General features: G+C 66.8%; 11 protein-coding genes and 2 pseudogenes. 7 read left to right on the forward strand and 6 right to left on the reverse strand.

Going from position 1 to position 12,670, the window contains the following annotated elements:
* The first annotated feature begins 24 nt into the window (after positions 1–24).
* Both ACFORO_RS27755 and ACFORO_RS27760 read left to right on the forward strand, forming a co-directional pair.
* Positions 25–906, forward strand: coding sequence for an alpha/beta fold hydrolase (locus ACFORO_RS27755; RefSeq protein ID WP_377875953.1), 882 nt, complete (start codon positions 25–27; stop codon positions 904–906).
* A 55-nt stretch (positions 907–961) separates the two neighbouring features.
* Positions 962–1,567, forward strand: coding sequence for a TIGR03086 family metal-binding protein (locus ACFORO_RS27760; RefSeq protein ID WP_377875951.1), 606 nt, complete (start codon positions 962–964; stop codon positions 1,565–1,567).
* A gap of 88 nt (positions 1,568–1,655) precedes the next feature.
* Here the strand turns inward: ACFORO_RS27760 and ACFORO_RS27765 are convergent, their stop codons facing one another.
* Positions 1,656–2,039, reverse strand: a complete 384-nt coding sequence (locus ACFORO_RS27765; protein WP_377875949.1) for a hypothetical protein — start codon at positions 2,037–2,039, stop codon at positions 1,656–1,658.
* Positions 2,036–2,353, reverse strand: coding sequence for a hypothetical protein (locus tag ACFORO_RS27770; protein ID WP_377875947.1), 318 nt, complete (start codon positions 2,351–2,353; stop codon positions 2,036–2,038). The genes ACFORO_RS27765 and ACFORO_RS27770 overlap by 4 nt, the downstream gene beginning before the upstream one ends.
* A 457-nt stretch (positions 2,354–2,810) precedes the next feature.
* Between ACFORO_RS27770 and murJ the strand changes: the two genes are divergently transcribed.
* Positions 2,811–4,631: a murein biosynthesis integral membrane protein MurJ gene (murJ, locus tag ACFORO_RS27775; protein ID WP_377896654.1), complete on the forward strand. Its 1,821-nt coding sequence runs from the start codon at positions 2,811–2,813 to the stop codon at positions 4,629–4,631.
* Positions 4,621–6,453, forward strand: a complete 1,833-nt coding sequence (locus ACFORO_RS27780) for an FtsK/SpoIIIE domain-containing protein (protein ID WP_377875943.1) — start codon at positions 4,621–4,623, stop codon at positions 6,451–6,453. The genes murJ and ACFORO_RS27780 overlap by 11 nt, the downstream gene beginning before the upstream one ends.
* A 97-nt stretch (positions 6,454–6,550) precedes the next feature.
* Here ACFORO_RS27780 and ACFORO_RS27785 read toward each other — a convergent pair whose 3' ends face one another.
* Positions 6,551–7,471, reverse strand: a complete 921-nt coding sequence (locus ACFORO_RS27785) for a LysR family transcriptional regulator (RefSeq protein ID WP_377875941.1) — start codon at positions 7,469–7,471, stop codon at positions 6,551–6,553.
* Between the two features lie 40 nt (positions 7,472–7,511).
* On the opposite strand from ACFORO_RS27785, the gene ACFORO_RS27790 reads away from it, so the two are divergent.
* Positions 7,512–8,507, forward strand: a complete 996-nt coding sequence (locus ACFORO_RS27790; RefSeq protein WP_377875938.1) for an amidohydrolase family protein — start codon at positions 7,512–7,514, stop codon at positions 8,505–8,507.
* A 99-nt stretch (positions 8,508–8,606) separates the two neighbouring features.
* Here ACFORO_RS27790 and ACFORO_RS27795 read toward each other — a convergent pair.
* Positions 8,607–8,836 (reverse strand): annotated as a pseudogene (locus tag ACFORO_RS27795) (23S rRNA (adenine(2503)-C(2))-methyltransferase RlmN); the annotation flags it as partial.
* A gap of 393 nt (positions 8,837–9,229) precedes the next feature.
* Between ACFORO_RS27795 and ACFORO_RS27800 the strand changes: the two are divergent.
* Positions 9,230–9,391, forward strand: coding sequence for a hypothetical protein (locus ACFORO_RS27800; protein ID WP_377875936.1), 162 nt, complete (start codon positions 9,230–9,232; stop codon positions 9,389–9,391).
* Positions 9,392–9,425: 34 nt separating this feature from the next.
* Entirely contained in the window at positions 9,426–9,947 is a 522-nt protein-coding gene (locus tag ACFORO_RS27805) for a hypothetical protein (RefSeq protein WP_377875933.1), read from the forward strand.
* Between the two features lie 46 nt (positions 9,948–9,993).
* Here ACFORO_RS27805 and ACFORO_RS27810 read toward each other — a convergent pair.
* Positions 9,994–10,536: pseudogene (locus ACFORO_RS27810) on the reverse strand (23S rRNA (adenine(2503)-C(2))-methyltransferase RlmN); the annotation flags it as partial.
* A gap of 648 nt (positions 10,537–11,184) precedes the next feature.
* Positions 11,185–12,402, reverse strand: coding sequence for an RHS repeat-associated core domain-containing protein (locus tag ACFORO_RS27815; RefSeq protein ID WP_377875931.1), 1,218 nt, complete (start codon positions 12,400–12,402; stop codon positions 11,185–11,187).
* Positions 12,403–12,670: the final 268 nt, after the last annotated feature.

Genomic DNA, 12,670 nt, shown 5'->3' on the forward strand with positions numbered 1-12,670 from the left:
TTCAAGATGAGCTAGGCTCGAGCCATGACCCCCGAATTACCGCTGCCCGACCTGCCGGGCTTCACTCACCGCTGGGTGGACGCGGAAGGCATCCGCCTCCACGCCGCGGAAGGCGGCCAGCCAACCGGCCCCGCCGTCGTCCTCCTCGCCGGATTCCCGCAGACCTGGTGGGCTTGGCGCACAGTGATGCCAGGTCTTGCCGAACGCTTCCGCGTCATCGCGATCGACCTGCCCGGACAAGGCCACTCCGACCGCCCGCACGACAGCTACGACACGCACACCGTCGCCTCGCGGATCCAAGCCGCGCTGACTGCGCTCGACGTGCCGAAATACTGGCTAGCCGCCCACGACATCGGGGCTTGGGTCGCCTTCTCGCTGGCCCTGAAACACGAAGAGCACCTGCACGGCCTCGCACTGCTGGACGCCGGCATCCCCGGAATCACCCTCCCGGACTCCATCCCCACCGACCCCGACCGCGCCTGGAAGACCTGGCACTTCGCGTTCCACCTGGTGCCCGATCTCCCCGAAACCCTCCTCACCGGTCGCGAGCGCGAATACGTCGACTGGTTCTTGAAGGCCAAAGCGCTGAGCACCTTCGACAGCAACGAAATCGACCACTACGCCGCCGCTCTCGCCGCCGAGGGCGGACTCCGGGCGTCGCTCGCCTACTACCGCGATGCCGCGGAATCGGCGCGCAAGAATCACGCCGCTCTCGAACAACGGCACCTGACCGTCCCGGTCCTGGGAATCTCCAGCTCCCACGGCTCGATCCCCGACATGGCCGCTTCCATCAGCCCGTGGGCAGACAACGCGACCGGCGTCGTCATCCCGAATTCCGGACACTTCATTCCGGACGAACAGCCCGCCGCGGTCGTGGCGGCGCTGACCGCGTTCATCGAGCGCTAGCGCGACGTCGGATTTTCGCCAGCGAGAACGTCCTCGCGGCGAAAGACTGGCAGTCATGACCGACGCCCTCGGCCGATTTCTGGCTGCCAGCACCGAATTCGCCCAGCGCCTGCCGTCCGTCCGCCCCGAACTGTGGACGGCCCCGACGCCCTGTGCGGAATGGAGCGTCCGTCAACTCGTCAACCATATGGTCCGGGGAAATCTCAACTACGTCGACCTGCTCGCTGGCGGCACCCGCGAGAATTTCCTGCACATGCGCGACGCCGACGCTTTGGGCAACGACCCGCTCGGCGCATACGCCGCGTCGGTGCAGCTAGTCGCCGACGCCTTCAGCCGTCCCGGCGCGCTGGACCAGATGCTCGACTATCCGCTGGGCCAGGTGACCGGACGCCAAGCGCTGGCCGTGCGAGCCACGGATTCCGCCATCCACGCGTGGGACCTCGCCCGAGCCCTGGGCGTCGACGACCGCCTCGACCCGGGCTTGGTCACGTGGATCAGCGACAACCTCGAGACGATCTACGCCGGGCTGGCGGAATCCCCCATCGCCGCCGACACGACGCACCGGTTCTTCGCCGCTCCGGAAGCGCTCGGCGAATCCGCGTCGCGTCAGGACCAGTTGCTGCACTTGACGGGCCGCGACACCGGCTGGCAGCCGCATTAACCCGCAGCCGAGATCAGCGGGCGATCAGTCAAGGCTCGCTCGCCGCGCCGAACCACTCAGCTAGCGGAGTTCGGGCTGTCCGCCGAACTCAGACGGATTCGCGATAGACCCGTCGGGCGATCTGCTCGACTTGTTCGACGGTGAGCACCGGCGCATCCGAGCGCTGCACCGCTTGGGCGAGGATCCGCCGCACCAGGGCAGAGGTGGGAATCTGCTCGGCCGCTGCGCGTGCCTTCAACGCGACAGCGAGCGATGACGGTACCCGCAGGGACAGCGCGGACTGCTCGTTCTCGGCGATGTCAGCAGCGACCGCGTCCGCTTCTTCCTCTGCGTGGTCCTGGCGGGAGCGTGCGTGCCGCAGCATGCGCTCGCGCTTGACCGGATCGGCTTCCCGCCGCGCCGAGGCTTCCTGCTCGGCGATCTCTCCCCGAATCCCGGCCAGCACCTGCTCGCGGCTCATGGGCTCAGTCATGACGCATCGTCCTCTCCTCCCAGTGCCGCTCGGTACGCACGCAGGTCGGCACCGTTGGTCTTCCAGGCATTGATGCCTGAATGATCCACGCGATCGATGATCACCGTGATCACGAACCCCGCCTCGGGCGAGTACCCGATCACGCGGATGTCTCCCCCATGGCTCTTCGGATCAGGATCACGGGTGATCCGACGAGGATCGGCTGCCGCCTCCAAGGTCCAGGCCGGTTCGATGTCACTGGCACCGGGATATCGAGCTGATCGTGTGCGGATGTACTCACCACCAGCTTCCTCCCACCACAGGCCGATGGTCATAGAAAAATGTAACACACCTGCACACATCTACACACGGACACATCTCGAAGACGCGCACAGGATGTACCTGGAGCTTCCCGAGCCGAGCCCCTAGCCCAGCAGGTCCGGGGCCGCTCTCGTGGTGCTTACCGAACAGTAAATCCATCCCCGGATCAGCCACCGGGACCCGCGAACTGACTACCCTTGGGGTTCGAATCGACCGTTGACGATGGGGCACACGTTGGACAGCGACCCGGAGTGGCCGCCAGAGCGTCCCGACGAACGGATCACGCGGCGCCCGCCGCCTGAGCGCCCGCCGAGCCCTGACCAGCAGACCCTCCGCATCCCGCCGGGGGCGAACGGTTATCTCAGGCGGCTCCCGCCCCGCGGCCAGCAGCCTCCGCCCCAGCGCCAGCCGCCTCCCCCGCAGCGGCGGCCGCTGGTCCGGCCGTGGCAGCAGGAGCGCCAGCAGGACAGCATGCCGTTCGGCGCGCCTCCGCTGGCGCCGAACGATCCCGACGCGACGATCTTCATCCCGCGCGTCGGCGGGGTGCCGGCGAGTTCGAGGTGGCCGGTCGCCGACCCGGACGCGCTGCGCCCGTACGACTCGCTCGTCCCCCGGATGCTGCCGCGGCTGCCCAGCGGCGCGCCGGCCGGCGAGGCCACCGTCCACGTGCCGCGCGTCGAGCCGACGGCGGCGCCGCCGTCGATCGCGAAGTCCAGCGGGCAGATGGCCATCGCCTCGCTGGTCAGCCGTATCACCGGTTTCCTGTGGAAGATCATGCTCGTGTGGGCGGTCGGCACGGGCGTCGAGAACGACTCGTTCAACATCGCCAACACGCTGCCGAACGTCGTTTTCGAACTGCTGCTCGGCGGCGTGCTCAGCAGTGTCGTGGTGCCGTTGATGGTGCGGTCGCAGGACGATCCCGACGGCGGCGCGGCGTACACACAGCGAATGCTCACGGTCGGCTTGACGGTACTGGCCGTGGGCACCGTCATCGCGGTGATAGCGGCACCAGCGCTGACCTCGCTGTACACGGAGCAGGGCGGACACGCCAACTCCGCGCTGACCAACGCGTTCGCCCGGCTGCTGCTGCCCGAAATCTTCTTCTACGGCGTGTTCGCGCTGCTGTCGGCGATCCTCAACGCCAAGCACATCTTCGGCCCGACGGCATGGGCGCCGGTGATGAACAACGTCGTCGTGATCGCGACGCTGGGTTTGTTCATGCTGATGCCGGGCAAGATCTCGACCGATCCCGTGCAGCTGAGCGACCCGAAGCTGCTCGTGCTCGGCATCGGCGTCACGCTGGGCATCGTCGTGCAGGCGGCGCTGCTGGTCCCGCCGTTGCTGCGGACGGGGTTCCGCTTCAAATGGCGCTGGGGCGTCGACAAGCGGATGAAGGAGTTCGGCGGCCTCGCTCTGTGGATCCTCGGCTACGTCGCGGTCAGCCAGGTCGGCCTCACCGTCAACACCCGGGTGCTGACCAGCGGCGACCCGGGAGGGGTGACCATCTATTCCAACGCCTGGCTGCTGTTCCAGCTGCCCTACGGCGTGATCGGGGTGTCCCTGCTGACCGCGATCATGCCGCGGCTGTCCCGCAACGCCGCGGACGGCGACGTGCGCAAGGTCGTGGCCGATCTTTCCTACGGGTCGCGCATCTCCACCGTGATGCTGGTGCCGATCGCCGCCGTGCTGACGGTGGTGGGCGGGTCGATCGGGGTCGCCTTGTTCAGCGGCGGCGCGAACTCCGCAGCCGAAGCGGAACGGCTCGGCGAGGCACTGGCGATCTCGTCGTTCGGGCTGCTGCCCTACGCGCTGGTCATGTTGCAGCTGCGGGTCTTCTACGCGATGAAGGACGCGCGCACCCCGACGCTGATCATGGTCGTGATGACCGTGGTCAAGATTCCGCTGCTGTATCTGTGCCCGGTGCTGCTGGACGCGCGCGACATCGTGCTGGGCTCCATGCTGGTGAACTCCCTGACGTTCGTGGTCGGCGCGATCATGGGCCAGGTCTGGTTGTGGGCGAGCCTCGGCAACCTGCGCAGCAAGCGGGTGCTCGGGGTCATCCTGTTCACGATCGTCGCGAGCGGACTCGGCGTCGCCGCGGCCGTCGCTGCCGGCTGGCTCGTGCCGGACTCCGGCGGCCAGGCAACCGTGTGGGTCAAGCTGATCCTGCAGGGCCTCGTCGGACTCGCGGTGTCGTTCGGCGTGCTCGCGGCGCTGAAGGTCGAGGAACTCGCGCCCGCGACGAAGAGGTTCGCCCGTTTGGCGAAAGGCAGGCAACGACGTGGCGAGTGACCGCGAAACCCGTCGTATCGAGCCGGGAACGGTCGCTTACCGGGTCCTGTCGATCCGGATGATCTGGTTCGCTTCCGCCGTGATCGTGGTTCTGGGGATCGCGGTCGCGGTGTGGCTCGTGGCGGCTTTCGGCAACGGCGACGCGCAGGAGCGGAACCAGCTCGAGGCGATCAAGACCGCGGGCACTGTCGTGGTCGGGACGGGCGGGGCGGCGGCGTTGCTGCTTGCCGCCCGGCGTCAGCGGAGCGCCGAAATCGCGTTGAAGCAGAAGGACCTTGACCAAGCCGCGGCGGCCCGGGCGCACGCGCTTCAGGAGCAGGTGGCCGACGACACCCGGCTGGACGCGACGGAACGGCGGCTCACCGAGCTTTACAGCAAGGCTGTCGACCAGCTGGGATCGGACCGGCTCGCGGTGCAGCTCGGCGGGCTTTACGCGCTGGAACGTCTCGGCCAGAACAGCCCGGACCAGCGGCAGACGATCGTCAATGTGCTCTGCGCCTACCTGCGCATGTTCTCCGACAGCGCCGCCGACACCCGCCCGACCCGCGACCAGCACGCCGTGCAGCAAGGCCGGGTCCGGCACGCGGTGGGCGAAGTCTTGGCGGCCCACCTGCGCCCCGAGGCGCCGGACAGCCGCTTCTGGCCTGCCGTCGACCTCGATCTCGGCGGCGCGAGCCTGCTCGACTTCGATCTGAGCGGCTGCCGGGTGCGTTCGGCGGACTTCCGCGCGACGACCTTCGTCGGCATCGCCCGTTTCGAGGGCACGAATTTCACCGACACGGTCAGCTTCGCCTCGGCGGCGTTCACTGCGGAGGCCGACTTCACCCGCGCGGTTTTCGCTCAGCGCCCGCATTTCATCTCAGTCAGCTTCGGCAGCGACGCGGTGTTCACCTCGGCGAATTTCACCAGCGGGTTCACTTTCGACGATGCGGTTTTCCTGGCACGTTCGCGCTTCGACTCCGCGCGATTCACGCTCGGCGCGGAGGTGGTTTCGAGGTCGTTCGAAGAACTGCCGACCGAGTTGACCCGGCACCTGAGAGCCCTGCCGACCCGCGTTCCGTACGCCGACATTCCAGCTCCCGCCGCAGGTTCCGTGCCCCTCGGTGTCGGTGTCGACAGAACACCTGCCGTCTGGCGGCCTGCCGTCGACTCGCATTTCGTCGCCTTCATGGGGCCGGAATCAGGGAAGACGACGTTGGTGCGCACCATCATCCGCGGGATCGTCGAGCGGTACACACCGGCGGAGGCAGCGATCTTGCTGGTCGATTACCGCCGTAGCTCGCTCGGCTACGTGGCGACGGAACACCTGCTGGGCTACGCCATCTCCATCTCGCAACTCACCGCCATGCTCGAAGACGTCCGGGAATCGATGCAGCGGCGGATTCCAGGACCGGACGTCACCCAAGAGCAGCTGAGGAATCGCAGCTGGTGGTACGGACCTGAACTGTATGTGATCGTGGACGACGCCGAATTGGTCTCCCGCGGCGACACCGACCCGTTCGAGCCGCTGCGCGAGTTCCTCCCGCAAGCGAAGGATGTCGGCCTGCACCTCGTGGTCGTCCGCAGCACGGAAGGAGCAGCCGAAGCGCTCGAACACGGGGCGCTGAACACGCTGGCCGACTTGGAGGTCCCGGGGATCGTCGGCGACGGCGACTTCCGGGAGGGACCGCTGCTGGGCGGCGTCTGGCCGTCGGCTCTGCTGCCCGGCCGCGTGACAAAGGTCAGCCGCTCCGGCCGGGAACTGGTTCAGCTCGCGTGGTCGGAGTCCGATCCGCTCGCAGCCCGGCAACCCGGCACCGAGTCCGGGCCAGTCAGCGGTTAAGCCAGGGAGCGAGCAACTTCTCGAGGTCAGCGCCCGCGGTCCGCCGTGGAACTCGTGCCGCCGCGCGGCAGGTGTCCCGCACGGTGCGCGCGCCGCCTCACTCGATGTGCGACGCGGCCTCGGCGAGCAGCCCGCGCAGCCACGTGTGGCCGGAGTCCGCGTCGTGCATCGGATGCCACCAGAACGCCTCGACGATCGGCACCGCATCGAACGGCACATCGACGATCCGCACGCCGAGCGCCCCCGCGAGTTCCCTGGCCAGCCGCTGCTGCATGAACGCGATCGCGCCGCCGCTGCGGACCAGATGCGGCATCGCCAGGAACGAATCGGCGGTCGCGCAGACCCGCGGCGCGATCCCCAGCAGTTCCATCTGCCGCCACGCGGGCGCTCTCCCGAGCGGGTCCTGGAACGTGGTGACCCACGGAAGCCGCGACAGGTCCGTCATCGTCAGGTGCTCGCCGACGTCCGGATTGTCGGCCGCGACCACGCAGATCCAGCGGTCGCGGAACAGGTCCAGCGAGCGCGGCAGGTCCAGGTAGCCGTGCGGCATGAAGATCCCGTCCACCGTGCGGAAGAACTCCCCGTCGCGGCCGAGCGCCTCGGCGGTGACCGGGCTGAAGCGGACACTCACGTTCGGCGCGCGTTCTTCGAGCAGCGCGACGAGCCGGGCGCCGGCGACGCTCGTCCCGTAGTCCGAGGACACGATCGTGAACACGCGGCCGGAACCCGCCGGGTCGAACTCCGACTGCGCCGAGAACACCCGCTCGACCGCGGCGACCGCGACGCTCACCAACGGCCGCACCTGTTCGGCGAACGGGGTGAGCTGGTAGTGGTTGCCGACGCGGGTGAGCAGTTCGTCGCCGAAGTGACGGCGCAGCTTGGCCAGCGCGGCGGACAGTGTCGGCTGTGTGCGCGAGAGCCGGGCGGCAGCGCCGGTGACGGTTCGCTCGGTCAGCAGCCCGTGAAGCGCGTACAGATGATTGTTGTCGAGGCCGTGCAACTGGTTCTCGAAGGGCATAGACCGAGCCTATGGCGGGCATGGAGCGTATTCGGTTCCTTTGGGGCGCTGGGGCGCGCAGGCTGGCACCATGCCCGATGCCTGGATCGACGTCCATGCCCACTACACCCCGCCGACCACCTCCGAACAGCGGGAGGCGACCTGGCGGTCGATGCGCGACGCCTGTTTCCTGGCCCCGGAGCCGTACCACTGGACCGTCGAGCGGACGCTTGAGCAGATGGACCGGAGCGGCATCGGCATGCAGATGCTGAGCAACCAGCCCACCACGACCGAGGCACTGCTGGCATCCAACGACTACGGGGCGAGCCTGGTGCGGCGCTACCCTGACCGCTTCGGCCTGCTCGCCGCCCTGCCCACCGACGACATAGCCGCGACGATGGCCGAACTCGACCGAGCGGCGGAACTGGGTGCGGACGGCTTCGCGGTGACCTGCCGACGCAACGGCGTGTACCTCGGCGACCCGAGCCTGGAACCGATGTGGGCGGAGATCGATCGCCGTGGCGCCACGGTGTTCGCGCACCCCGACGCTTACGCCGACGGCGTGCAGGGCCGGCCGGCTCCGTTGCTGGAGGTCGGTTTCGAGACCACGCGGACGATTGTCGACATGCTGTACGCGGGCGTGTTCCGCAAATACCCGCACGCAAAGCTGATCGTCGCCCACTGCGGCGGCGGGGGCGCATTGCCCGCCATGTCGGGCCGGCTCGGCCTGCTCGGCGCCCAGCCCTGGGTCCCCAACCCGAACGGCCTGAGCACCGACGAAATCCGCGTCCAGTTGCGACGGCTCTATCTCGACACCGCGTCGACCGGGTTTCCGTCCTGCCTGGCGGCGGCGCTCTCGATGACCACGCCGGACCACCTCGTCTACGGCTCGGACTCCGGTGTGCCTTGCAGCACCGAGGAGACCATCGAAGCCAGCCGGAAATCCCTGCTCGAATCCGATGTCCTGACGCCGCGGCAACGCCAGGACATCGGCCGTAACGCCGCTACCCTGTTCCCCAGCGCCGCGTCCCGCCTCGACGATGCCCCCATCGGCTGACGTCATCGCCGACAAACATCCTCTTGTGCTGCGCCGACGCACACGACACGACGCTCGGAATGAAGCGGAGGTCGGACGGTCTGGAGGCGCCTCGCCTTACTCGATCGACACGCGACGGCCGGAAGTGTCCGCGTAATACCGGGCCGCGGAGAGCACCTCGTCCACCGGTTGTCCACCGGCACCAACGTGTCCCGCAGTTCGTCATCCGGAGTATGCAACGACACCGTCACCGAACGCTGACCAATCCCCAACCCCGACGGCGCAGGCTCAGTGATGCTCCATACCGAGTTGACTACCTTCCGATAGTTCGCCAGCGGCTCACCCACCCCCGTCTACAACATCGAAACCAACGGACTACCGCGGCCTGCCCGCCTCCCTGACCGGCTCCCCGGCGTCGGCAGCTCACTGGACCCGTTCTCCGGCCGGACCGCGTCGGAGTCCAGTCCGAACATCGACCGTTGACCGCCATGGAACTCCCGCCACCGCGCCGCGGTGTACTCCACTTCGAACGCACGCATCAGCACGTACATGAACGTCACCGTGGTTTGTCGGCCAATTGCGACTGCGTTTCTCCGTGACAACAGGCTGCGCTCGGTTCAGCGGAGAGGTGTCTCCGGTAATGCCGATGAGCGAACATCTATTATCCGGGTGCAGGGGTTCCGCCGCAGCAGACTCTCTCCCCCGAGCCCTGGTGCTCACGCGGTGGCTGGCCAAGCTCTGCCATGAACAAGAAGATCGCCACCGGCCGCGCCGAGCGGCATCACCCGGATCGACAAGGAAAAGTCGCCAATGAGCACACGCACGCCCACTTGTCCGACGGCAGCGCGCTGAACAAAGACGGAACCTGGAAACATAAAGGCCCCTCGGGTACCCCGGCAGACTGACCAACGCCCAGAAGAAGTGGCTTAAGGAGTGCGGATGGAAACTTCCGTCGGACGCGTGAAGAAGGCAGCGGTCGCTTGGCTGACCACCGCCGCGGGCGCGAGCGATCTGGTCCGTTCCGTGCATTTCGACGAACTTGGCATGGACGATTGGAAGAGCCCTCCCGGCACCGAGGTCCCCGCGCCCTGGCTGGAGTTGCTCGACTTGGCCGTCGACGCGCTGAAAACCGCGGAAGTTCGCGGCATGACCGTCGGAGTGATCGCAGCGTTGAAGATTCGTGAGACAGTGCCCCTGTCCGTTGACTGGGAACACGGTTGGGAGTTTCTCACCACGTCCTTGCACGACAAGGAACCGCCGTCGTTGTATTTCCTTCGTTCAAGCGTCGTGCGGGAATCGGAGCTGGACACGGAGGAGCACCGGTTTCCGGTGCCGGGCGTGCCTGCGGTCGATCACGCGTTCGTGCGGTACTGGCGCGGTGCTGAGGAAATCGCGAACGGCGAGGAGTACTCCGGCGCTGTCTACCTGATGCGCGACCTGGGAGACGGCGCGGAGTGTTGACTCGCGCGCGGGTCGCGCGCCGGCTTGCGTCATCGAAACGAACAACTCAGCCTTCAGCAGCCAACTGGCCACACGCCGCCGCAATGTCCTGACCGCGCGTGTCCCGCACCGTGCACGCCACCCCGCCAGCGTTCACCAGCCGCACGAACTCACGCTCCACCTGCTTCGGCGACGCATCCCACTTGCTGCCCGGCGTCGGGTTCAACGGAATGACATTGACGTGCACCAATTGGCCCAAGTGCTTCCGCAGCCGCTTCGCCAGCAGCTCGGCCCGCCACGGCTGGTCATTGATATCGCGAATCAACGCATACTCGATCGAGACACGGCGGCCGGAAGTATCCGCGTAATACCGGGCAGCAGACAGCACCTCGTCCACCGACCAACGATTGTTCACCGGCACCAACGTGTCCCGCAGCTCGTCATCCGGCGTATGCAACGACACCGCCAAACGAACCTGCATCCGCTCGTCCGCCAACTTCCGAATCGCCGGAGCCAAACCCACCGTCGACACCGTCACCGAACGCTGACCAATCCCAAGCCCACCCGGAGCAGGATCAGTGATCCGACGCACCGCAGCCACCACACGCTTTTACAACATCACTACGGTGCGCGTTGACGCAGCTCAGGCAGACAAAATATCTTCGATGCGCAGCATGTCACCCCTACTCGACTCCCCCGAGCAGCCAGTCGCCCACATACGGGACAGGTACCCGCGGACGTGCTGGCGGTAGCCGCCCAACGGCGAAGCGCCCGGCCCAACCCGCGCGTCCAGCCACAGCCGCAGCCACTGCCCAACCGTGAGCACCGCGAGCGACAACTCTCGCCCGCCGGGATCTCACAGACAGGCGCGGGCCTTCCGCGCCGCCCGCCGCGGCGAGAACCCGCCGCCTCTACTCGTCCGACCGCGGCGGCATCCCCACTCGGAAATACCAACTCCCGTGCTCTCGCGCCGACAACCCTCGGCACCGGCCTCCCAGCGGATTTCCCGCACTGTCCCGGTGCCCGCACCGCTTGTACACGCCAGCGACCTTCATGGCTCGCCGCCCACGCCTTCGACGAACCTGCCGAACAGAAGGCAGCGACCAAAATATGATCGGGCCGCCTCCTTAAGCGACCCGATCATACTAACGGTGCCTTTACCGATTTTTTCTCTTTCGCATGCTTCGTACTATCGCGATCGACGATAGCAGTATCGAGACTATCAATACTATTATTCCGACTAGAGCCGTAGTTGTCATCAGCATCCCGAACTATCTATGGTCAAGCCGCCCGCACCTGCACCTGCCAAGCCAACGATCGACAAGCCAACCCCTAGTGTGTCCTCTGCAATAAATTCCGCAGCCAGTCCCACAGCCCCTCCTATCAGACCGATACCGACAAGGGCCACCCCGAATACTGCCGCCGCACACCCGTTCAGTGCCGCCTTCGCCCCGGTAGGATCGGTGTGGTTGATGGGGTCGTTCTGTGCGTAGGCGTAGTGGTTGGTTTCTTGTCCGGTGGGGTCGGGGGTGAGGAATCGGCCCCAGCCGGGGAAGTACCAGCGGTAGCCGAGCAGCATGTCGACACCGTACTGGTATTGGCCGAGGTAGTGGATCGGGTTGTCTGCGGCGTTGGGTCCGGTGGCGGTGTTGCCGCCGTAGGGGTCGTAGCGGTAGGTCGCGGCGACGGTGCCGGTGGTGGAGATGAGGGCGACGACGCTGCCTTGGTAGTCGGTGACGACGTTGTAGCGCGCCCCCGCACCGGTTTTCTCGGTGACGATCGCGCCCTTAGGGTCTCGAGCGAGGCTAGTGCGCGCCCCGTTGTGCACGGCTTGGGTCATGCCGAGTGCGGTGGTGGTGAAGCGGTCGGTGGTGGTTGCACTGCTGGTGGTGTAGGTGAACTGGCGGGGTTGGGTTTGGTCGAGGGTGTCGTAGCTGGCGGTGAAGGTGTTGCCGGCGGCGTCGCTGCCGGAGACGAACTGATTGGTGTCGCTGTAGTTGTTGGTTTCGCTGGGATTGCTCGACCCGGTGAGGTTGCCGGCGTTGTCGTAGGCATAGTTAGTTGAGCCTGCGGTCTTGAGGCGTTGCAGGGAGTCGTAGGTGTAGGCGGTGGTGCCAGTGGCGTCGGTTTTCGACTGCATCTGGTCGGAGTCCGCGCCGCCGGTGCGGGTGTAGCTGTAGCTGGTCTGCAACAGCTGTGTTCCCGCGGAGTTCTTGACGGTGAGGCTGGTTTGGCGGCCGGATCCGGATCGTGAAGTACGGGCTAACCCGGTGCGAGCGTGGAAATTCGGCTGATGATCTCGCGCTGGCGAGGGTGCGCGGCCGGAGGTGCCGATCCGGACACGGCATACCGTCGAAACGAAACCCGGGCGTACGCGGATTTCGTTCTTCTCGCAGACGAAGCAGTGCTCGGCCGACGAGAACCTGCCGGTAAGAGACCACCAAGGCTGGCCCGCGATCGCCGAAAATCTGTCCACCACGTCGATTCCACAAGCCCAGAAGGGCATAGAGCACGCCCGAGAGCCCTCCGTCGTAACCGTCCTCGTAACGGGCACCGCAGCGGTCGTCAGTTTTGCCGTCGCTGACCGCGCAGCAGAGGAGATCGCTCTAGCGGTCGCTGTCATCGCCTCCAGCTCCTACACGGTCAAGACAGTGATCAGACGTAACCGCAGGAAAGGAGCGGCCGTCGGCCGTGTCATGACAACCGTGTAAGCCGCGGATGGACCAAGATCGGGTCGCTGACGG

This window comes from Amycolatopsis halotolerans, from assembly GCF_042647905.1.
Taxonomy (GTDB): Bacteria; Actinomycetota; Actinomycetes; order Mycobacteriales; family Pseudonocardiaceae; genus Amycolatopsis; species Amycolatopsis halotolerans.